At 72.4% G+C, this 24,892-nt stretch carries 1 protein-coding gene; it reads left to right on the top strand.

Features of this window, described 5'->3' with window-relative positions; genetic code table 11:
- The first annotated feature begins 49 nt into the window (after positions 1 to 49).
- The gene (locus OYE22_RS05465) at positions 50 to 24,883 is read left to right on the top strand and encodes a type I polyketide synthase (RefSeq protein ID WP_277319350.1); all 24,834 of its coding nucleotides are present in this window, start codon (positions 50 to 52) and stop codon (positions 24,881 to 24,883) included.
- Positions 24,884 to 24,892 lie beyond the last annotated feature (9 nt).

Genomic DNA, 24,892 nt, shown 5'->3' with positions numbered 1-24,892 from the left:
CCTCCTTTCATTCTTCAGTCTTCTTTGACTCGTAACAGGCAAGGGTTTCATGGTGAACGAAGATAGGCTTCGGGACTACCTCAAGCGGGTAACGGCTGATCTGCACCAAGCGCGCCAACGCCTGCGCGAGCTGGAGGCAGGAGAGCAGGAACCCATCGCGATCGTGGCGATGAGCTGCCGTTTCCCGGGCGGTGTGGGGAGCCCCGAGGATTTGTGGCAACTGGTGGCCGGTGGTGGTGACGCCATCTCCGACTTCCCGTCCAATCGTGGGTGGGACGTGGAGGGGATGTACGACCCGGACCCCGAGAGTTCGGGGACGTTCTACTCCCGTGAGGGTGGCTTCCTCCACGACGCGGACGAGTTCGACGCGGGCTTCTTCGGGATCTCGCCGCGTGAGGCCCTCGCCATGGACCCGCAGCAGCGGCTGCTGCTGGAAACTTCGTGGGAGGTCTTCGAGCGGGCGGGCATCGCTCCCGGGTCGGTGAAGGGCCGGCGTGGCGGTGTGTTCGTGGGAGCCGCCACCTCGGGCTACGGGGCGGACGTCGTCGGTTTCCCCGAGGAGATCGAGGGCCACCTGCTGACCGGTACGGCGACTTCGGTCGTGTCGGGCCGTATCTCGTACACGCTCGGTCTTGAGGGGCCGGCGGTGACGGTGGACACGGCGTGTTCGTCGTCGCTGGTCGCCCTGCACCTGGCCGTGCAGGCGCTGCGCCAGGGCGAGTGTGACCTCGCCCTTGCCGGTGGTGCCACGGTGATGTCCACACCGGGCGCCTTCGTGGAGTTCAGCCGGCAGCGTGGCCTGGCCCCCGACGGCCGCTGCAAGCCGTACGCGGACGCGGCGGACGGCACGGGTTGGTCCGAGGGTGTCGGCATGCTGCTGGTGGAGCGGCTGTCGGACGCGCGCAAGAACGGCCACCCGGTGCTCGCGGTCGTGCGCGGCTCGGCCGTCAACCAGGACGGCGCGTCCAACGGCCTGACGGCTCCCAACGGCCCGTCCCAGCAGCGGGTCATCCGGGACGCGCTGGCCAGCGCCCGCCTGACGGCCGCCGACGTGGACGCGGTGGAGGGCCACGGCACGGGTACGTCCCTGGGTGACCCGATCGAGGCGCAGGCGCTGTTGGCCACCTACGGTCAGGAGCGCCCGGAGGGTCGTCCGCTGTTGCTGGGTTCGCTGAAGTCGAACCTGGGTCACACGCAGGCGGCCGCGGGTGTGGCGGGTGTCATCAAGATGGTGATGGCGATGCGGCATGGTGTGCTGCCGCAGTCGCTGCATGTGGATGAGCCGTCGCGGCAGGTGGACTGGTCGGCTGGCGAGGTGCGGCTGCTGACCGAGGCCACGGAGTGGCCTGAGACCGGCCGTCCGCGTCGGGCCGGTGTGTCCGCCTTCGGTGTGAGTGGCACCAACGCCCACACCATCATCGAGCAGGCTCCGGCGGTCGATGAGGTTGAGGACGAGGCCGGGGAGGGTCCGGCTTCCGAGGTCGACAGTGGTGTGGTCACGTGGTTGCTGTCGGCTCGTGGTGCGGACGCGTTGCGGGGGCAGGCGGCGCGGCTCAGGGCGTTCCTGTTGGAGCGGGCCGAGTGGAATGCGGCGGATGTCGGTCATTCGTTGGTGGCGACGCGGTCGATGTTCGAGCACCGTGCGGTGGTGTCGGGCGCGAGTCGTACGGAACTCCTCGCCGGTCTCGATGCGGTCGCGTCCGGCGAATCCGCCCCGGGGCTGGTTCAGGGCGTGGCCGGGGCGGCCGTCAAGACGGCGTTCCTGTTCTCGGGTCAGGGTGCGCAACGCCTGGGTATGGGCCGGGAGTTGTACGAGACGTACCCGGTGTTCGCCCGTGCCTTGGAGGAGGTGTGTGCGCATCTGGACGTCGTCCTTGACCGTCCGCTGAAGGATGTGGTGTTCGCGGCGGAGGGCAGCGCGGACGCCGAACTCCTGGATCAGACGGCGTTCACGCAACCCGCGCTGTTCGCGGTCGAGGTGGCGCTCTACCGGCTCCTTGAGCACTGGGGCGTCACCCCGGACGTGGTGATGGGCCACTCCGTCGGCGAGATCGCTGCCGCGTACGTGGCCGGGGTGTTCTCCGTTGAGGACGCGTGCACGCTGGTCGCGGCCCGTGGACGACTCATGCAGGCGCTGCCCGCAGGCGGCGCCATGGTCGCCATCGAGGCGTCCGAGGAAGAGGTCGTCGGGTCGCTGGCCGGTCGTGAGGCCGAGGTGAGCGTCGCGGCGGTCAACGGTCCGACGGCCGTGGTGATCGCGGGTGACGAGGCCGCCGTCCTGGAGATCGCCGGGCAGTGGTCGGAGCAGGGCCGCAAGACCAACCGCCTGCGGGTCAGCCATGCCTTCCACTCGCCGCGCATGGACGCGATGCTGGACGACTTCCGCCGCGTCGCGCGGGGCCTGACCTTCCAGGCTCCCACCCTGGCCCTGGTCTCCAACGTCACCGGAGAGCCGGTCGGGGCCGACGATGTCCGTTCCCCCGACTACTGGGTGCGGCACGTGCGCGCGGCCGTGCGTTTCGCCGACGGCGTTCGCTCGCTCCAGGCCCAGGGCGTCACCGCGTACATCGAGGTGGGCCCCGACGGCGTGCTCTCGGCGATGGCGCGGGACTGCCTGGCGGGCGAGGCGGCCCCGGCCGTGGTGCCGGCCCTGCGCAAGGGCCGCCCGGAGGTCCAGGCGCTGACGGCGGCGCTGACCGAGGCCCATGTCCACGGCGTGACGGTCGGCTGGGAGCAGGTCTTCGCCGGGCGCGGTGCGCGGACGGTGGAGCTGCCGACGTACGCCTTCCAGCGGCAGCGCTACTGGCTGGAGGGCACGGGCGGAGCCTCGGGTGCCTCCGCCGCCGTGGACTCGGTGGACGCGCGGTTCTGGGACGCGGTGGAGCGTGAGGACCTGGAGGCGCTGGCGGAGGCGCTGGACATCGAGGGGAGCGGATCGCTGGGCGAGTTGCTGCCCGCGCTGTCCTCGTACCGCCGCCAGCGGCGCGACCGGGCCACGGTCGACGGCTGGCGCTACCGGATCTCGTGGAAGCCGGTCTCGGAGACCACGGCCACACTGTCGGGTACCTGGGTCGTGGTCGTTCCCGCGTCCGGTGTCGCCGACGCGTTCGCGGACTCGGTGTCCGCCGCACTCCAGCGGCACGGCGCCGATGTCGTTCGCCTGGTGGCGGACGAGGCTGATCTCGCCCCCGGCGCGCTGGCCGGTCGACTGCGTGACATCGCCACCGAGCCGTCCGGGCTCGGCGGTGTGCTGTCCCTGCTGGGGGTGGACGAGCGGCCCTGCACCGAGCACCCGGTGGTCTCGCGCGGCCTCGCGCTGACCTTGGCGCTGGTGCGCGCCCTGGCCGAGGCGGACATCCGCGCCCGGCTGTGGTGCGCCACCCGGGGCGCCGTGTCGGTGGGCCGTTCCGACCAGCTCACCAGCGCCGTTCAGGCGGAGATCTGGGGTCTGGGCCGGGTGGCCGCCCTGGAACACCCCCGGCTCTGGGGCGGTCTGGTCGACCTGCCCGAGACCGTGGACGAGCGCGCCGCCGCGCGACTGGCCTGGGTACTGTCCGCCGGAGACGGCGAGGACCAGGTGGCGGTGCGCGGCTCCGGAGCGTACGCCCGGCGCCTGACCCGCGTCACGGTCGGCAACGGGTCGGCGGAGCGCGTGTGGCGCCCCCGGGGCTCGGTGCTGATCACCGGTGGTACCGGCGCCCTGGGCGCCCAGGTGGCGCGCTGGGCCGCCCGCGAGGGCGCGGAGCACCTGGTGCTGACGAGCCGTCGAGGCCCGTCGGCCGACGGCGTTTCCGAGCTCACCGCCGAACTTGAGGCGCTCGGCGCCGAGGTGACCGTGGTGGCCTGTGACGCCGCCGACCGGGACGCCCTGGCCGAGGTGCTGGCCGCCGTACCGGAGCGGCATCCGCTGACCGCCGTCGTGCACGCGGCGGGCATCCTGGACGACGGTGTGCTCGACGGCCTGACCGTCGGCCAACTCGCCGGGACCCTGGCCGCGAAGGCCGAGGGCGCGCGCCACCTGCACGAGCTGACCGCAAAGCTGCCGCTCGACGCGTTCGTGCTGTTCTCCTCGTTCGCCGGCGTCGTCGGCGGCGCCGGCCAGGCCGCCTACGCGGCGGCCAACGCCTACCTCGACGCGCTGGCACAGCACCGCCGGGCCCAGGGCCTGGCCGCCACCTCGGTCGCCTGGGGCCCGTGGGCCGAGAGCGGGATGGCCGCGAGCGGCCGGGCCGGGGAGCGGGCACGCGGCGGGCCGCTGCCGCCCATGACCCCCTCGCTGGCCCTGGACGCGCTGGGCTGGGCCGCCGGCCACGACGAGGCCGCGCTGGTCGTGGCCGACATCGACTGGACCGGCATGGCCTCCATGCTGAGCGCCGGCCCCAGCGCCCTCGTCAGCGACATCCCCGAGGCGCGCGAGCTGCTGACCGCCACGGCCGGGACCGTCGGCCGGGCCGGACCGGGCCACGACCTGCGCGGACAACTGGCCGGACAGTCGGACGAGGAACAGCGCCTCCTCCTGCTGGACCTCATCCGCACCCACGCGGCCTCGGCACTCGGCCACTTCTCGGCGGACTCCGTCGAGCCGGGCCGCGCCTTCCGGGACCTCGGGTTCGACTCCCTCACGGCCATCGAGCTGCGTAACCGACTCGACCTGGCCACCGGCCTGAGCCTGCCCGCCACCCTGATCTTCGACTACCCGACCGCCGAAGTGCTCGCCGACCACCTACGGCGGGAACTGGGCGGAGCCCATGTCGAGGCTGCCACCTCGGCGGTCTCGCACCGCGTGCGGCCCGATGACGACGACCCCATCGCGATCGTGGCGATGAGCTGCCGCTTCCCCGGAGGCGTGGAGAACCCGCGGGACCTGTGGCGACTCCTGGCCGACGGCGGCGACGGCATCTCCGCGTTCCCCGGCGACCGGGGCTGGGACGTCGAGGGCATGTACCACCCGGACCCCGAGCACCCGGGCACGTTCTACGCCCGCGAGGGCGGCTTCCTCTACGGCGCGCCCCAGTTCGACCCCACCTTCTTTGGGATCTCGCCGCGCGAGGCGCTGGCCATGGACCCGCAGCAGCGGCTGCTCCTTGAGACGTCCTGGGAGGCGTTCGAGTACGGGGGCGTCAAACCGGCCGCGCTCCGTGGCAGCCGTACCGGTGTGTTCGTCGGCACCAACGGCCAGGACTACTCCACGATCATGCTCGACGCCGTCGAGGACTTCGGTGGCCACGTGGGTACGGGCAGCGCGGCCAGCGTGGTGTCCGGGCGCATCTCCTACACCTTCGGCCTTGAGGGGCCCGCGGTGACGGTGGACACGGCGTGTTCGTCGTCGCTGGTCGCGCTCCACCTCGCGGTGCAGGCGCTGCGCCAGGGCGAGTGCGACCTCGCCCTCGCCGGTGGCGTGTCGGTCATGTCGACCCCCGGCGCCTTCGTGGAGTTCAGCCGCCAGCGCGGCCTGGCCCCCGACGGCCGCTGCAAGCCGTTCGCGGAGGGCGCGGACGGTACGGGCTGGTCCGAGGGTGTCGGCATGCTGCTCGTGGAGCGGCTGTCGGACGCGCGCAGGAACGGCCACCCCGTGCTGGCTGTGGTCCGTGGCAGCGCCATCAACCAGGACGGCGCGAGCAACGGCCTCACGGCGCCCAACGGCCCGTCGCAGCAGCGGGTGATCCGCCAGGCGCTGGCCAGTGCCGGACTGTCGCCCGCCGAGGTGGACGCGGTCGAGGCGCACGGCACGGGTACCACGCTGGGTGACCCGATCGAGGCGCAGGCGCTGCTGGCCACCTACGGCCAGGAACGCCCGGACGGCCGCCCGCTGATGCTGGGTGCCATCAAGTCCAACATCGGGCACACCCAGGCCGCCGCGGGCGTGGCCGGTGTCATCAAGATGGTGCTGGCGATGCGGCACGGCGTACTGCCGAAGACGCTGCACGTGGACGAGCCGTCGAGCCAGGTGGACTGGTCGGCGGGTGAGGTGCGGCTGCTGACGGAGGCCGCCGCGTGGCCCGAGACCGGCCGCCCGCGTCGGGCGGGCATCTCCTCGTTCGGGCTCAGCGGGACCAACGCCCACACCATCATCGAGCAGGCCCCCGAGCTGGAAGAGGCCGTGCCCTCGGAAGCGGCCGGACCCGAGACCCGGGTGTCGACGGACGTGGTGCCGTGGCTGGTCTCCGGGAAGAGCCGGGAGGCGCTGCGGGCGCAGGCTGAGCGGCTGTACGAGGACGTGGCGGCCCACGAGGACGTCAGCGCGCTGGACGTCGGCCACACGCTGGCGGGCAGGTCGGTCTTCGAGCACCGTGCCGTGCTGGTCGGCGGGGACCGGGAGACCCTGCTGCGCGGCCTGCGGGCCGTCGCGGAGGGCGGCATCGCCTCCGGAGTCGTCCAGGGGCAGGCCGCGACGGGTGGCAGGACGGCGTTCCTGTTCTCGGGCCAAGGCGCGCAACGCCTGGGCATGGGACGGGAGTTGTACGACGCCTTCCCGGTGTTCGCCCGTGCCTTGGACGAGGTGTGCGCGCACCTGGACGTCGTGCTTGACCGTCCTCTGAAGGACGTGGTGTTCGCGGCGGAGGGCAGCGCCGATGCCGGGTTGCTGGACCGTACGGAATTCACGCAGCCCGCACTGTTCGCGGTCGAGGTGGCGTTGTTCCGGCTCCTTGAGCACTGGGGGATCACCCCGGATGTGGTGATCGGCCACTCGGTGGGTGAGATCGCTGCCGCGCATGTGGCGGGGGTGTTCTCGCTTGAGGACGCGTGCACGCTGATCGCGGCGCGTGGTCGGTTGATGCAGGCGCTGCCGGAGGGCGGCGCGATGGTGGCCGTCCAGGCGTCCGAGGAGGAGATCGCGGCGTCGCTGGCCGGTCGTGAGGCCGAGGTGAGCGTCGCGGCGGTCAACGGCCCGACGGCCGTGGTGATCGCGGGCGACGAGGCCGCCGTACTGGAGATCGCCGGCCAGTGGTCGGAGCGGGGCCGCAAGACCAGCCGTCTGCGGGTCAGCCACGCCTTCCACTCGCCGCGTATGGACGCGATGCTGGACGACTTCCGTGACGTGGTCACCGGTCTGTCCTTCCAGGCGCCGGCCATCGCCCTGGTCTCGAACCTGACGGGCGAGACGGCGGGCGCCGACGAGGTGGGCTCGCCGGAGTACTGGGTGCGCCATGTCCGGGAGGCGGTGCGGTTCGCGGACGGCGTGCGGGCGCTCAGCACCCAGGGCGTCACCAGGTTCCTGGAGGTCGGCCCCGACGGGGTGCTGTCCGCGATGGCGCGGGACTGCCTGACGCCGGACGAGGCAGCGGCCTCGGCCGTGGTGCCGGTCCTGCGCAAGGACCGCCCCGAGGCCCAGGCGCTGACGACGGCGCTGGCCGAACTCCACGTCCACGGCGACTCGGTGGACTGGGAGTCCGTCTTCGCCGGGCGCGGTGCGCGCATGGTCGAGCTGCCGACGTACGCCTTCCAGCGTGAGCGGTACTGGCCCGAGGTGTCCCTCTCCCTGAACGGCCTGGGCGCACAGGGCGCCGCCGACTCGGTGGACGCGCGGTTCTGGGAAGCGGTCGAGCGCGAGGATCTCGAAGCGCTCGCCGGGGCGCTCGACGTCGACGGCGAGACGCCGCTGAGCGCGGTGCTGCCCGCGCTGTCCACGTACCACCGCAACCGGCGTGACCGGTCCACGATCGACAACTGGCGCTACCGCGTGGCCTGGAAGCCCGTATCGGACGTGGCAGGTGGGTCGCTCGCCGGGACGTGGCTGGTGGTGGTTCCGGCGTCGCGTGCCGAGGACGAGTTGGTGACGGAGGCCGTCGCCGGGCTCCGGCGCCACGGCGCCGACGTGGTGCCGCTGGTGGCGGACGAGCGCGATCTCGACGCCGGGGCGCTGGGGGAGCGGCTGCGCGCGGCGGTCGCCGACGCGCCCGCTGTGGGTGGCGTGTTGTCGCTGCTCGCCCTGGACGAGGAGCCGTGCTCCGGGCACCCCGAGCTGCCCAGCGGTCTCGCCCTGACGCTGACCCTGGTGCGGGCCATGGCGGACACGGGCATCGAGGTCTCGCTGTGGTGCGGTACGCGGGGCGCGGTCTCGGTGGGCCGATCCGAGCGGCTCAGCCGTCCGACGCAGGCGATGGTGTGGGCGCTGGGCCGGGCGGCCGCGCTGGAGCTGCCGGAGCTGTGGGGCGGTCTGGTCGACCTGCCCGAGGTACTGGACGAGCGTGCGGTCGCGCGGCTGGTGGGTGTGCTGTCCGGTGAGGGCGGCGAGGACCAGGTCGCGGTGCGTGGTTCTGGTGTGTTCGTGCGTCGTCTGGCTCGGTCGGCGGCGCCTGTTGCTGAGGCGGCGCCGTGGCGGGCGCGTGGCACGGTACTGGTGACCGGTGGTACGGGTGCGCTGGGTGGCCGGGTGGCCCACTGGCTGGTGAATAGCGGCGCCGAGCACCTGGTGTTGACCAGTCGTCGTGGTCTTGAGGCGCCGGGTGCGCCCGAGCTGCGTGAGGAGCTTGAGGCCCTGGGCGCCCGGGTGACCGTGGCGGCCTGTGACGTGGCCGACCGCGAGCAGTTGGCCGCGGTGCTGGATGCCGTGCCCGAGGAGTACCCGCTGACGGCGGTGGTGCATGCCGCGGGTGCCAACGCGGCGGGGCCGCTGGCCGAGACGACGGTGGCCGACGCCGCCGCCGTGATCTCCGGCAAGGTGGCCGGCGCCGTCAATCTGGACGCGCTGCTGGGCGATCGTGAGTTGGACGCGTTCGTGGTGTTCTCCTCGATCGCGGGTGTGTGGGGTAGTGGTGGTCAGGCTGCTTATGGTGCGGCCAATGCCTACCTGGACGCGTTGGTGGAGGACCGTCGGGGTCGGGGTCTTGCTGGTACGGCTGTGGCGTGGGGGCCGTGGGCGGAAGGTGGCATGGCGGCCGGTGACAGTGGCGACCAGTTGGCCCGCCGTGGCTTGTTCGCGATGGCGCCCGATCTGGCTCTCGCGGCGTTGCGTGGGGCGGTCGCGGGTGATGAGGGTGTGCTGACGGTCGTCGATGTGGACTGGGAGCGGTTCGCGCCCGCGTTCACGATGGGGCGGACCAGTCCTCTCCTCGGTGACCTGCCCGAGGTCGTGTCGGCCCTGGAGCAGGCCCGTGCCGCAGAGGAGAGCCACGCCGAGGGCGGCTCGGCACTGCGGGCGCGTCTGGCGGGTCTGACCGAGGCGGAGGTCGATCGGGCTCTGTTGGATCTGGTGCGTGGTCAGGCCGCCGCGGTTCTTGGTTTCGCGGGTGCGGAGGTGGTTGAGCCGGGTCGGGCGTTCAAGGAGCTGGGTTTTGACTCGCTGACCGCGGTGGAGTTCCGTAACCGGTTGAACGCGGAGACGGGGTTGGTGTTGCCGGCCACGTTGGTCTTCGACTTCCCGAGTTCTGTGGTGTTGGCCGCCCATCTGCGTGCCGAGGTGTTGGGTACGCGGGACGCGGTGGCGCTGCCTTCGGCGGTGACGGCCCCGGTTGACGATGACCCGATCGCGATCGTCGGGATGAGCTGCCGTTTCCCGGGTGGCGTCGGAAGCCCCGAGGATCTGTGGAACCTCGTCGCGGCCGGTACGGACGCCATCACGGACTTCCCCTCCGACCGGGGCTGGGATGTCGACGGGATGTACGACCCCGACCCTGAGCGCCTGGGCACGTTCTACGCCCGCGAGGGCGGGTTCCTCGACGGGGCGGGCGAGTTCGATGCGGCCTTCTTCGGGATATCGCCGCGTGAGGCCCTTGCCATGGACCCGCAGCAGCGGCTGCTGCTTGAGACGTCCTGGGAGGCGTTCGAGCGCGCCGGCATCGACCCGGCGTCCGTGCGCGGCCACCAGATCGGCGTCTACGTCGGCGCCGCGACCTCCGGCTACGGCACGGGACTGCACGAGATCCCCGAGGGGCTCGAAGGGCAGTTGCTGACCGGCAGCGCCACCTCGGTCGTCTCCGGTCGTATCTCCTACACGCTTGGTCTTGAGGGGCCGGCGTTGACGGTGGACACGGCGTGCTCGTCGTCGCTGGTGGCTCTGCACCAGGCCGCGCAGGCGCTGCGCCAGGGTGAGTGCGACATGGCGCTCGCCGGTGGTGTCACCGTGATGACCAACCCGGCCGCCTTCGTCGAGTTCAGCCGCCAGCGCGGCTTGGCCCCCGACGGTCGCTGCAAGCCGTTCGCGGACGTGGCGGACGGCACGGGTTGGTCCGAGGGTGTGGGCATGCTGCTCGTGGAGCGGCTGTCCGACGCCCGACGCAACGGGCACCAGGTGCTGGCGATCGTGCGCGGCTCGGCCGTCAACCAGGACGGCGCCAGCAACGGTCTGACCGCGCCGAACGGCCCGTCACAGCAACGGGTGATCCGCCAGGCCCTCGCCAACGCCGGGGTCTCGGCCGCCGACGTCCAGGTGGTGGAGGCGCACGGCACCGGTACGACGCTGGGCGACCCGATCGAGGCGCAGGCGCTGTTGGCCACGTACGGCCAGGAGCGCCCGGAGAACCTGCCGCTGTGGCTGGGTTCGCTCAAGTCGAACCTCGGCCACACGCAGGCGGCCGCCGGTGTCGCCGGGGTCATCAAGATGGTGATGGCGATGCGGCATGGCGTGCTGCCGCAGACCCTTCACGTGGATGAGCCGTCGAGCCAGGTGGACTGGTCGGCGGGTGAGGTGCGACTGCTGACCGAGGCCACCCAGTGGCCCGAGACCGGGAATCCGCGCCGGGCCGGTGTCTCCGCCTTCGGCGTGAGCGGCACCAACGCCCACACCATCATCGAGCAGGCCCCGCCGGTCGAGGACGAGGCACAGGCCGTCCCGGCCCCCGCCGACGACCACGGCCTGGCCCCCTGGGCGCTCTCCGCCCGGAGCCCGGAAGCCCTGCGCGCCCAGGCCGAGCGGCTGCGGACCCACCTGATCGACGGGGCCGAGCACAGCGTTCTGGACATCGCCGAATCGCTGGTCGCCACGCGATCGGTGTTCGAGCACCGGGCGGTGCTGCTGGGCACCGAACGCGAGACGTTGCTGCGTGGTCTGGAGACCCTCGCCGCGGGCGACGACGCCCCCGGCCTCGTTCAGGGGCAGGCCGCAGGGGGCGGCAAGACCGCGTTCCTGTTCACGGGCCAGGGTGCACAACGCCTCGGTATGGGCCGGGAGTTGTACGAGACGTATCCGGTGTTCGCTCGCGCCTTGGATGAGGTGTGTGCGCACCTGGACGTCGTGCTTGACCGTCCGCTGAAGGACGTGGTGTTCGCGGCGGAGGACAGCGTCGACGCAGAACTGCTGGATCGGACCGCGTTCACGCAGCCCGCGCTGTTCGCGGTCGAGGTGGCGTTGTTCCGGCTCCTTGAGCACTGGGGCGTCACCCCGGACGTGCTCATCGGCCACTCCGTCGGCGAGATTGCCGCCGCGCATGTGGCGGGGGTGTTCTCCCTGGAGGACGCGTGCACGCTGGTCGCCGCGCGTGGCCGGCTGATGCAGGCCCTGCCGGACGGTGGGGCGATGGTCGCCATCGAGGCGTCCGAGAAGGAGATCGTCGGGTCGCTCGCTGGCCGTGAGGCCGAGGTGAGCGTCGCGGCGGTCAACGGTCCGACGGCCGTGGTCATCGCGGGCGACGAGGCCGCCGTACTGGAGATCGCGGGCCAGTGGTCGGAGCGAGGTCGTAAGACCCGCCGGCTGCGCGTCAGCCACGCCTTCCACTCGCCCCGCATGGACGCGATGCTGGACGACTTCCGCGCGGTCGCGCGGACGCTCGCCTACAACAGCCCGTCCGTCGCGTTCATCTCGAACGTCACGGGTGAGCAGGCCGGCGCCGACGAGGTGTGCTCGCCGGAGTACTGGGTGCGCCACGTGCGGGAGACCGTCCGCTTCCGCGACGGGGTGCGGGCCCTCGAAGCACAGGGCGTCACCGCGTACGTCGAGGTCGGCCCCGACGGCGTGCTGTCGGCCATGGCCCAGGACTGCCTGACCCAACCGGCCGACGACATCGCGGCCGAGGACACACCGGCGCCCCTGCTGGTGCCGGTGCTGCGCAAGGACCGTTCCGAGACACAGGCGCTCGTCGCGGCCCTCGCCGAGATCCACGTGCACGGCGAGACCGTCGACTGGCGTGCCTTCTTCGCGGGACGCGGCGCCCGCCGCGTGGACCTTCCCACCTACGCGTTCCAGCACCAGCGTTACTGGCTGGAGGCCGGAACCTCGGCGGGTGACGCCTCGGCCTTCGGCCTCGACCCCGCCGACCACCCGCTGCTCGGCGGAGCCGTCCCCCTCGCGGGCGCCGACGGCCTGTTGTTCACCGGAACTCTCTCGCTGCACACCCAGCCCTGGCTGGCGGACCACGTCCTGCGCGGCGAGGCGGTCCTGGCGACCACGGCCCTCGTCGAACTGGCCGTTCGCGCCGGTGACGAGGTCGGCCTCGGCCACGTGGAGGAACTCGTCGTCCAGGCGCCGCTGGCCGTCCCCCGAGGGGGCGGCGTCCAGATCCAGCTCGTACTCGGTGAGGAGGACGAGACCGGCACCCGTTCGCTGGAGGTGTACTCCCGGGTCGGTGAGGACGCGGACCAGGACGCGGGCGAGTGGATCTGCCACGCCAGTGGTGTGCTCGCGCCGGAGCAGGATGACGCCACGGCCGCCGGGGCGGCGGCGGGCTTCGCCGCATGGCCCCCGCCCGGCGCCGAGCGCGTCGAGGTGGACGGCCTGTACGAGTCGCTCGCCGGCGACGGCCTCGTCTACGGCCCCACCTTCCGCGGCCTGCGCGCGGTGTGGCAGCGCGGCGACGAGGTGTTCGCCGAGGTCAGCCTCGCTGAGGAGTCCGTCGCGGACGCCGAGCGGTTCGGGTTGCACCCGGCCCTTCTGGACGCGGCGCTGCAACCGCTCGGCCTCGGCGTGCTGGACGGTGTGGGGCGCGGACGCGTCCTGTTCAGCCTCGCCGGGATATCGCTGTACGCGGCCGGCGCCTCCGCGCTGCGCGTCAGGCTCGCCCGTACGGGTCCGGAGACCCTCTCCCTGACCGCGGTCGATGGAGCCGGTGACATCGTGCTCGCCGCCGACGCGCTGACCCTGCGTCAGGTCGCGGCGGAGGAGCCGGAGACCACCCAGGCGGTCGACGCGGCCGGGACCCTGCCCGAGCCGGCCACCTCGCCCGAGCCGGCCACCTCGCCCGAGCCGGTCACCTCGATCGAGCCCGTCGCCTCGCCCGAGCCGGTCGCCGAGATCCTGGCGGAGGAGACCTCCTCCGCCAGGCCGTCGCGCCGCCGCAGGACCGCACGGCGCTCCGCCAAGCGGGCCGGAACGGAATCGGGTCCGCTCGCCGCGCTGCGGGAGCGGTTGGCCGGGCTCTCCGAGCCCGAGCAGGACCGGATGCTGCTCGAAGTGATCCGTACGCACGTCGCGGCGGTACTCGGACACGCCTCGGCCGGCGCCGTCCAGGGCTCGCAGGCGTTCAAGGACCTCGGCTTCAGCTCGCTGACCGCCGTCGAGTTCCGCAACCGGGTGAGCAAGGCCATCGGTCTGCGGCTACCGGCGACGGCCGTGTTCGACTACCCGACCCCCGCCGAACTCGCCAAGTTCGCCCGTGCCGAGGTTCTGGGCGCGGAGACCGGCGCGGTGCGACCGGTGCCGGTCGCGGTGGCGGGCAGCGACGATCCGATCGTGATCGTGGGAATGAGCTGCCGCTACCCCGGAGAGGTGGCCACCCCGGAGGACCTGTGGAACCTGGTCGCCGAAGGCCGGGACGGCATCTCCCCCTTCCCGACCGATCGTGGCTGGGACGTGGAGAACCTCTACGACCCGGACCCGGACGAGCCGGGCAAGTGCTACACGCGGGAAGGCGGCTTCCTGCACGGCGCCAGCCAGTTCGACCCGGCGTTCTTCGGGATCTCGCCGCGTGAGGCGCTCTCGATGGACCCGCAGCACCGGCTGCTCCTCGAGACCTCGTGGGAGGCGCTGGAGCGGGCCGGCATCGACCCGGTCTCCGCGAAGGGCAGCCAGACCGGTGTCTACGCGGGCGTGACCTACCAGGACTACGGCGGCGTCCTCGCCGGGTCCCAGGACAACGTCGAGGGTTACATCGGCACCGGCGTCTCGCCCAGCGTGCTCTCCGGCCGCATCTCCTACACCCTGGGCCTGGAAGGGCCCGCGGTGACGGTGGACACGGCGTGTTCGTCGTCGCTGGTCGCCCTGCACCTCGCGTGGCAGGCGCTGCGCCAGGGCGAGTGCGACCTGGCACTCGCCGGTGGTGTCACGGTGATGTCCACACCGATGTCGCTGATCGAGTTCAGCCGCCAGCGCGCGCTCGCCTCCGACGGCCGCAGCAAGCCGTTCTCGGCCGCCGCGGACGGCGCGAGCTGGGCCGAGGGCGTCGGCATGCTGGTCCTCGAACGACTCTCGGACGCCCGCCGCAACGGACACCCCGTCCTCGCCGTGGTGCGGGGCAGCGCGGTGAACCAGGACGGCGCGAGCAACGGCCTCACGGCACCCAACGGCCCCTCGCAGCAGCGGGTCATCCGGCAGGCGCTGGCCAACGCCCGCCTGTCGGCCGCCGAGATCGACGCCGTCGAGGCGCACGGTACGGGTACGTCGCTGGGTGACCCGATCGAGGCGCAGGCGCTGCTGGCCACCTACGGCCAGGAGCGCCCCGAGGGCCAGCCGCTGTGGCTGGGCGCCATCAAGTCCAACATCGGACACTCGCAGGCCGCCGCCGGCGTCGGTGGCGTCATCAAGATGGTGATGGCGATGCGGCACGGCGTACTGCCGAAGTCGCTGCACATCGACGAGCCGTCGCCGATGGTGGACTGGACGGCAGGCGACGTCGAGCTGCTGGCCGAGGCCAGGCCGTGGCCGGAGACGGGGCATCCGCGTCGCGCGGGTGTGTCGGCGTTCGGCATGAGCGGCACGAACGTGCACACCATCCTGGAGCAGGCCCCCGAGGCCGAGACGGTCGAGGAGACCGAGCCCGTCGGGACCGGCACCGTCGACGGCCCGGTGGCGTGGGTCGTCTCCGGCAAGAGCGGTGACGCGCTGCGGGACCAGGCCGACAGGCTGCGGGAGTTCGTGACCGAGCGCCCCGAGCTGAGCGCCGCCGACGTGGCACTCTCCCTGGCGACGACCAGGTCCGCGTTCCAGTACCGGGGCGCGGTGACCGGGACCGGCCGCGAGCAGCTCATCGAGCGCCTGGAGGCGATGGCCGAGGGCGCGAGGACGCCGGGTGTGGTCCGCGCGAACGCCATCGAGGCACCTGGCCGTTCGGTGTTCGTGTTCCCGGGTCAGGGGGCGCAGTGGGTGGGTATGGCGGTGGGGTTGTTGGACTCCTCGCCGGTGTTCGCGGAGGCGGTGGCCGAGTGTGAGGCGGCGTTGTCGGCTCATGTGGACTGGTCGTTGACGGGTGTGCTGCGTGGTGTTGAGGGTGCTCCTGGTTTCGACCGGGTGGATGTGGTGCAGCCGGTGTTGTTCGCGGTGATGGTGTCGCTGGCCAAGCTGTGGCGTTCGGTGGGTGTGGAGCCGGATGCGGTGATGGGTCACAGCCAGGGTGAGATCGCGGCGGCCTGTGTGGCGGGTGCGTTGTCACTGGAGGACGCGGCCAAGGTCGTGACGTTGCGGTCGCAGGCGATCGCCGCCGGTCTGGCGGGTCGTGGCGGCATGGTGTCGGTCGGGTTGCCGGTCGACCAGGTCAAGGAGCGCATCACCGCCTGGGACGGTGCGATATCGGTCGCCGCGGTCAACGGTCCCGGCTCGGTCGTCGTCTCGGGTGATCCCGGTGCGCTGGACGAGATGGTCGCCCAGCTTGAGGGCGAGGAGGTGCGGGTCCGTCGGGTTCCGGTGGACTACGCCTCGCACTCGGCCCATGTGGAGTCGATCCGTGAGGAGTTGCTGAAGGTTCTGGCGGACCTGAAGCCCCGTACCTCGCAGGTGCCGTTCTACTCGACGGTCTCCGGTGAGTTGGTGGACACCGCCGCTCTGGACGCGGAGTACTGGTACCGGAACCTGCGCCAGACCGTCGAGCTGGAGGCCACGACTCGTACTCTGCTGGGCGCCGGGCATGGTGTGTTCGTCGAGGTGAGTCCGCATCCGGTGTTGACGCTTCCCGTTCAGCAGACGGTGGAGGCCGCTGACGCCCAGGCCGTGGTCGTCGGCACACTGCGCCGCGACGAGGGCGGCCCGGAGCGGTTCCTGACCTCGGTCGCCGAGCTGCATGTCAACGGTGCCGACGTCGACTGGCGGAAGGTGTTCGCCGGACACGGTGGCCGGCAGGTCGACCTGCCGACGTACGCCTTCCAGCGCCAGCGGTACTGGCCGCAGCCGGGCGAGGACGGCGGGTTCGGCAGCGGCCCCGTCTCCGAGGCCGACTCGGTGGACGCCCGGTTCTGGGAGGCCGTCGAGCGCGAGGACCTCGAAGGGCTCGCGCAGACGTTGGAGCTGGACGGGGAGGCCCCGCTGAGCGCGGTGCTGCCCGCCCTGTCCTCGTACCGGCGAGGCAGGCGTGACCGCTCCACGGTCGACAACTGGCGCTACCGGATCAACTGGAAGCCCCTCATCGACCAGCCGTTGTCCGGTTCCGGGCAGGGGCAGGGCGCCCCGATCACCGGCACCTGGATGATCGTCGTCCCGCCGGTCGACGCCGCCCGCGAACTGGCGGAGCGCGTCGCGCGGGAGGTGGAGCGCCACGGTGCCCGCGTGGTGCGGGTCGACCTGGACGCGACGGAGCCGGAGCGGTCCTCGCTGACCGGACTCCTGCGGGCCGCGGCCCCCGGCACGTCCGCCACGGACGGCTCCGAGCAGGAGGGGACGCTCGCGATTGACGGAGTGCTCTCCCTGCTCGCGCTCGACGAGGAGGCGCTCGCCGGACACCCGGGCGTTCCGCGCGGTTTCGCCGGCACGGTGGCCCTGGTCCAGGCGCTCGCCGACATCGACATCGACGTGCCGTTGTGGCTCGCCACCACCGGTGCCGTGTCCGTGGGCCGCTCCGACCGGGTCGGCAGCGTCAAGCAGTCCCTGGTGTGGGGTCTGGGCCGGGTGGTCGGCCTGGAGTACGCACAGCGCTGGGGCGGTCTCGTCGACCTGCCCGAGTCGCCGGACGCGCTCGACGAGCGGGCCCTTGACCGTCTGGTCGGCCTGATCGGACAGTCCGGTGACGAGGACCAGGTGGCGGTGCGCGCCTCCGGGGTCTTCGCGCGGAGGCTGGTCCGGGCGCCCTTGGGTGACGCCCGGCCGGCCCGCGCCTGGCAGCCGCGCGGCAGTGTTCTGATCACCGGTGGTACGGGTGCTCTCGGTGGCCGGCTGGCCCGCTGGCTGGCCCGTGGCGGCGCCGAGCACCTGGTGCTCACCAGCCGCCGTGGCCCGGACGCCCCCGGCGCGGCCGAGCTGCGGGACGAGCTGACCGCCCTGGGCGCGCGGGTCACCGTCGCCGCCTGTGACGCCGCCGACCGTGACGCGCTGCGGGAGCTCCTGGACGGGCTGCCCGCGGAGTACCCGCTGACCGGGGTGGTGCACGCGGCCGGTGTGCTGGACGACGGCCTCGTCGACACCCTCACCGTCCCCAGGACGCAGGGGGTCTTCCGGCCCAAGGTGGACGCCGCGGTGAACCTCCACGAGCTGACCCGGGACCTGGACCTGTCCGCGTTCATCCTCTTCTCCTCCTACGCCGGCACCGTCGGTGGTGCCGGTCAGGGCAGCTACGCCGCCGCGAACGCCTTCCTCGACGCCCTGGCGCAGCAGCGCCGGGCCCAGGGGCTGGCCGCGACCTCGGTGGCGTGGGGTGCCTGGGGCGGCGGCGGTCTGGTCGACGACGCCACCGCGGCCCAGCTCAAGCGGCGCGGTATGCCGCCGCTGGTGCCCGAACTGGCCGTCGAGGCCCTTCAGCAGGCGCTCGACCACGACGAGGTGGACATCACCGTCGCCGACGTGGACTGGGAGCGTTACGCCCCCGGGTTCGCCTCGGCCCGGCCGCGTCCGCTGCTCAACGAGCTGCCGGAGGTGCGGCGGGCCCTCGAGGAGGCGGAGGCCGAGCTGGGCGCGGCCCTCACCGGGCTGGCCGTACGCCTCGAAGGGTTGTCGGCCGCCGAGCGCGAGGCGGAGGTCCTCGACCTCGTCCGGAGCCACGCCGCCGAGGTGATCGGTTACCCGAACGCCGACGCGGTGGAGCCGGAGCGTGCCTTCAGGGACATCGGGTTCGACTCGCTGACCGCCGTGGAGCTGCGCAACGGGCTCAGCGCGGCGGCCGGTGTGAACCTTCCGATCACCATGGCCTTCGACTACCCGACGCCCACGGCGCTGGCCCGGTTCATCCTCGGCGAGGTGCTGGGCACCGTGCCCGCGCCGGTCGACGAGTCGCCGGTGGTGACGGGCACGGTCGTGGCCGACGACCCGATCGCGATCGTGTCGATGAGCTGCCGCTTCCCCGGCGGGGTGCGCACCCCGGAGGACCTGTGGCGACTGGTCTCCGAGGGCAGCGACGTGATCAGCGCGTACCCGACCAACCGCGGCTGGGACCTGGACGACCTGTACGACCCGGACCCGGAGAACACGGGCACCAGCTACGCCAGCGGCGGCGGTTTCGTGTACGACGCCGACGAGTTCGACCCGGCGTTCTTCGGGATCGCCCCCCGCGAGGCGCTGACCATCGACCCGCAGCAGCGGCTGCTGCTCGAGACGTCCTGGGAGGCGTTCGAGCGGGCGGGCATCGACCCGACGTCGCTCAAGGGGAGCCGGACCGGCGTCTTCGCGGGAAGCAACGGCCAGGACTACATCGGCCTGCTGCTGACCGCCCCGGGCGGCCCCGACGGCTACCTCGGAACCGGCAACGCGGGCAGCGTCGTGTCGGGCCGCGTCTCCTACACCTTCGGCCTCGAAGGGCCGGCCGTCACGGTGGACACGGCGTGCTCCTCGTCCCTGGTGGCGCTGCACATGGCCGTGCAGTCGCTGCGCCAGGGGGAGTGCTCCATGGCGCTGGCCGGCGGTGTCACGATCATGTCCACCCCGGGCTCGTTCGTGGACTTCAGCCGCCAGAAGGGGCTGTCGTCGGACGGGCGCTGCAAGGCGTTCGCGGCCTCGGCCGACGGCACGGGCTGGGGCGAGGGTGTCGGCGTGCTGCTGCTTGAGCGGCTGTCGGACGCACGGCGCAACGGCCACCCGGTCATGGCGATCGTGCGCGGCTCCGCCGTCAACCAGGACGGCGCCAGCAACGGTCTGACGGCGCCCAACGGGCCGTCGCAGCAGCGGGTGATCCGGCAGGCGCTGGCCAGCGCCGACCTCGCCGCCCACCAGGTGCACGCGGTCGAGGCACACGGCACCGGCACCCGGCTGGGTGACCCGATCGAGGCGCAGGCGCTGTTGGCCACCTACGGCCAGGGACGGCCCGAGGACCAGCCGCTGTGGCTGGGCTCGATCAAGTCCAACATCGGTCACACGCAGGCCGCGGCCGGTGTCGCGGGGGTCATCAAGATGGTGATGGCCATGCGCGAGGGCGTGCTGCCCAGGACCCTGCACGTGGACGAGCCCACACCACACGTGGACTGGACGGCCGGTGAGGTCCGGCTGCTGACCGCGCCGACCACGTGGCCGGAGGACGGCGAGCCGCGGCGGGCGGGCATCTCCTCGTTCGGCATCAGCGGTACCAACGCCCACACCATCATCGAGCAGGCCCCGGAACCCGAGGAGCCGGAGGCGGTGTCGCGGGCCGGCACGGACGGCCTCCCGGCCGGTTCGCGCACGCTCCCCTGGACGATCAGCGGCAAGGGTGCCGCGGCGCTGCGCGCGCAGGCGCGCGGCCTGCGCGACCACCTGGCGGACCACCCCGAACTCGACCTGGCAGACGTGGGCTACTCGCTCGCGGTCTCCCGGTCCGTCTTCGACCACCGCGCCGTCCTGCTGAACGGCGACCGGGACGCGCTGCTGAGCGGTCTCGACGCCATCGCCTCGGGCGCCACGGCCCCCGGGGTCGTCCAGGGATCGGTGGGCACGGCCGGGAAGACGGCGTTCCTGTTCTCGGGCCAGGGTGCGCAACGCCTCGGCATGGGTCGGGAGTTGTACGACGCGTACCCGGTGTTCGCCCGCGCGTTGGATGAGGTGTGCGCGCATCTGGACGTCGTCCTCGACCGTCCGCTACGAGAGGTGGTGTTCGCGGCGGAGGACAGCGCCGATGCGGGGTTGCTGGACCGTACGGAGTACACGCAGCCCGCGCTGTTCGCCGTCGAGGTGGCGCTCTACCGGCTCCTGGAGCACTGGGGGATCACCCCGGACGTGCTCATCGGCCACTCGGTGGGCGAGGTCACCGCCGCGCATGTGGCGGGGGTGTTCTCGCTGGAGGACGCGTGCGCGCTGATCGCGGCGCGCGGTCGCTTGATGCAGGCGCTGCCGGAAGGCGGCGCGATGGTGGCCGTCCAGGCGTCCGAGGAGGAGATCTCCGGATCGCTTGCCGGTCGTGAGGCCGAGGTGAGCGTCGCGGCCGTCAACGGTCCGACGGCCGTGGTGATCGCGGGCGACGAGGCCGCCGTCCTGGAGATCGCCGAGGACTGGGCCGAACAGGGCCGCAAGACCCGCCGGCTGCGCGTCAGCCACGCCTTCCACTCGCCGCGTATGGACGCGATGCTGGACGACTTCCGCGAGGTCGTCGAGGGGCTGACCTTCCAGGCACCGTCGATCTCCCTGGTCTCCAACCTCACGGGAGCGTCGGCGGGCGCGGAACAGGTGTGCCAGCCGGAGTACTGGGTGCGCCACGTGCGCGAGGCCGTACGGTTCGCCGACGGGGTACGGGCCCTGGAGAAGCTCGGGGTGACCTCGTTCCTGGAGGTGGGCCCCGACGGTGTGCTCACCGCGATGGCGCAGGACTGCCTGCCGGCCGACGAGGCCGGGGGCGCGCGCGTCCTCGTCCCCGTACTGCGCAAGAACCGCCCCGAGACCCAGTCGCTGACCACGGCGCTGGCTGAACTCCACGTCCACGGCACCACCGTGAACTGGTCCACGGCGTTCGCCGGACACGACGTCCGGCGGGTGGAGCTGCCCACCTACGCGTTCCAGCGGCAGCGCTACTGGCCGAAGGCCGGCGGCCCCATGACCGGGGACGTCGCCTCCGTCGGACTCAGCTCCCCCAACCACCCGCTGCTGGGCGCCGGGGTCGAGCTCGCGGGCAGCGACGGGTTCCTGTTCACCAGCAGGCTGTCGGTGCAGAGCCAGCCCTGGCTGGCCGACCACGCGATCGCGGGCGCGGCCCTGTTCCCGGGGACCGGATTCCTCGAACTGGCCATCCGCGCGGCCGACCAGGTCGGCTGCGGCCGGGTCGAGGAGGTCACCCTGGCCACCCCGATGGTCCTGCCCGAGAACGAACAGGTCCAGGTGCAGCTGTGGGTGGATGACGCGGACGAGACGGGCCACCGCTCGATCGGCCTCTACTCCCGTCCGGCCGATGCCTCCCCGGGCGAGCCGTGGACGCGGCACGCGGCCGGCGCGCTGGCCCCTGCCGGCCCCGAGCCGACGTTCGACCTGGGCGTATGGCCCCCGGCGAACGCGGAAGCGCTGGACATCAGCGACTTCTACGAGCGCTTTGCCGCCTCCGGCTTCGCCTACGGCCCGGTGTTCCAGGGCCTGCGGGCCGCCTGGCGCGCCGGCGACGACGTCTACGTCGAGGTCAGCCTCGGCGAGGAGCACGCGTCACTGGCGGCCGACTTCGGCCTCCACCCGGCGCTGCTGGACGCCGCCGTGCAGGCGGTGACCTTCGTCGCCCTGGAGGACGTCGGGCTCTCCCGGCTCCCGTTCTCCTGGAGCGGGGTGTCGCTCCACGCCGGTGGCGCGTCCACGCTGCGGGTGCGCCTCACCCAACTGGGGCCGGACTCCATCTCCCTCGCGGTGGCCGACGGAACAGGCCGCCCCGTGGCGTCGATCGAGTCCCTGGTGCTGCGCCCGGTGTCCGTGGACCACATCGACACGGCCAGGACGTCGGCGTTCCGCGACTCGCTGTTCACGCTGGACTGGACCCCCGTGCCGGCCGTCTCCCCGGCGGACGCGGCCACGGTCACCTGGGCCGTGGTGGGCACCGACCACTACGGGCTGGCCGCCGGCGCGATCGCCGGAGCCCAGGTGACCGCCTACGCCGACCTCGACGCCCTGGGCGCCGCGATCGACGAGGGTGCCGCCACCCCGGAGGCCGTTCTGGTCTCCTACGCGCCGGGCCTCGACGACGAGGCGGCGCAGGGCAGGGCCAAGAGCAAGGCGAAGGGCAGGGGCAAGGCCAAGCGGGGCCTGGAGCCCGTGGACGCCATCCACGCGGTGACGCACCACACGCTCGGCATGATCCAGGGCTGGCTCGGCGACCGCCGGTTCGACTCCTCCCGGCTGGTCTTCGTGACCTCGGGCGCCATGGCACCCGAGGACCGCGACGAGACCCCGGACCTGATCCACGCCCCGCTGTGGGGCATGGTGCGGTCCGCGCAGTCGGAGAACCCGAACTGCTTCGTCCTGGTCGACCTCGACGAGGACGAGGCGTCCAGGGCGGCACTGCCCGCCGTGCTCGCCACCGACGAGCCGCAGGCCGTGGTCCGCGAGGGCACGGTGCTCGGCCAGCGCATGGCCCGGATCTCCTCGGGTACCGCGCTGCTGCCGCCCGCCGGGGTGCGGGACTGGCGGCTGGACATGCACGCCAAGGGGACCCTGGAGAACCTTGCGCTACTGCCCAGCCCGGACGCCGCGGAGGAACTCGGCGCGACCGAGATCAGGGTGGCGGTGCGCGCCGCGGGCCTGAACTTCCGCGACGTGCTCAACGCCCTGGGCATGTACCCCGGGGAGGCCGGGCCGCTCGGCGGCGAGGGTGCCGGCGTGGTGACCGAGGTCGGCTCCGCGGTGCACGACCTCGTCCCCGGTGACAAGGTGATGGGCATCTTCAGCGGGTCGTTCGGCCCGTTCGCCATCACCGACCGGCGCGTCGTCGCCCGGGTCCCGGAGAGCTGGACGTTCGAGCAGGCGGCCTCCACCCCGATCGTGTTCCTGACGGCCTACTACGCCATGGTGGACCTGGCCGGCCTGAAGGCGGGCGAGACGGTGCTCGTGCACTCCGCCGCGGGCGGCGTGGGCATGGCCACGCTCCAGCTGGCACGCCACCTCGGCGCCGAGGTCTTCGGTACCGCGAGCGAGGGCAAGTGGGACACCCTGCGGTCGCTGGGTCTGGACGACGAGCACATCGCCTCGTCCCGGACGCTGGACTTCGAGAAGCGCTTCCTCGAAGCCACCGACGGGCGCGGCGTGGACGTGGTGCTCGACTCGCTGGCGCGGGAGTTCGTGGACGCGGGCCTGCGGCTGCTGCCGAGCGGCGGCCGGTTCCTGGAGATGGGCAAGACCGACATCCGGATCCCGGAAGAGGTGGCCGCCGAGTACCCCGGCGTCTCCTACCAGGCGTTCGACCTGATCGAGGCGGGCCCCGACCGCATCAACGAGATGTGGAACGACCTGATCTCGCTCTTCGAGCAAGGGGTACTGCGACCGCTGCCGGTGCGCACCTGGGACGTCCGCAGGGCACCCGACGCGTTCCGCTTCCTCAGCCAGGCACGCCACACCGGCAAGGTGGCGCTGACGATGCCGAGGGCGCTGGACGGCCGGGGGACGGTGTTGATCACCGGTGGTACGGGTGGTCTGGGTGCGTTGTTGGCTCGTCATCTGGTGGTGGAGCACGGTGTGCGTTCTTTGGTGTTGACGAGTCGTCGTGGTGTGGACGCGCCGGGTGCGGCGGAGTTGGTGGCGGAGTTGGCTGGGCTTGGTGCCCAGGCGCGGGTGGTGGCGTGTGATGTGGCTGATCGTGCCGCGGTGGAGGGTGTGTTGGCTGGGATCGGGTCTGAGTACCCGTTGTCGGCTGTGGTGCACGCGGCGGGTGTGCTGGATGACGGTGTGGTGGAGTCGTTGACGCCGGAGCGGGTGGACAAGGTGTTGCGTCCGAAGGTGGACGCGGCGCTGCTCCTGCACGAGCTGACGCGCGACCTCGACCTCTCCGCGTTCATCCTGTTCTCCTCCGTCTCCGGAACCTTCGGCGGCGCGGGCCAGGCCAACTACGCGGCGGGCAACGCCTTCATGGACGCCCTCGCCCAGCACCGCAGGGCCGCGGGCCTCGCGGCGGCCTCCCTCGTATGGGGGCCGTGGACGCAGGACGGCGGCATGACCACCGAACTGGCCGACGCCGACGTCACCCGGATGACCAGGACCGGCATGGTCGCCCTCACCCCCGAGGCCGGCCTCGCGCTGTTCGACGCGACCCGCGATCTCGACGGTGCCGTCCTGGTGCCCATGACGATGGACATGTCGTCGGTGGGCGAGCCGGTACCCGCGCTCCTGCGCGGACTGGTGCGCGCACCCGCGCGCCGGACCGCGGAGTCGGCGGCCACGAGCAGCACGGTCGATCCGGCCGCCGCGCTCAAGCAGCACCTGGCCGGGAAGTCCGAGACGGAACGCGAGCGCGTCCTGGTGGACCTGGTGTGCGACCAGGTGGCCGTCGTCCTCGGTTACGCGTCGGGGCAGGCGATCGAACCCGGACACGCCTTCAAGGACCTGGGCTTCGACTCCCTGTCGGCCGTCGAGCTGCGCAACCGGCTCAACGCGATCACCGGAACGCGGCTGCCGGCGACCCTGGTGTTCGACTACCCGACCCCGGCGTCGCTCGCACGGTTCCTGCGCGAGGAGGTCGTCCCCGCCGACGAGCCCGCGACCGAGCACGTCTTCGGAGAACTCGACCAACTGGAATCCACCCTGTCGGCGCTCGCGTCCGACAGCAAGACGCACGCCCAGGTCATGGCGCGGCTCCAGGGGATGGTGGCGAAGTGGTCCACCGGCGGTACCGGCCAGGTACCCGGCGCCGTGACAGCGGTGGACGACGACGACCTGGACGACAGCAGCGAGATCGAATCGGCCACCGCCGACGACATCTTCAAACTCATCGATGACGAATTCGGAATGTCCTGACGTGGCGAG

This window comes from Streptomyces sp. 71268, from assembly GCF_029392895.1.
GTDB lineage: Bacteria > Actinomycetota > Actinomycetes > Streptomycetales > Streptomycetaceae > Streptomyces.
Note: the sequence above shows the minus strand (reverse complement) of the source record. Positions and strands in the feature narration are given on the sequence as shown.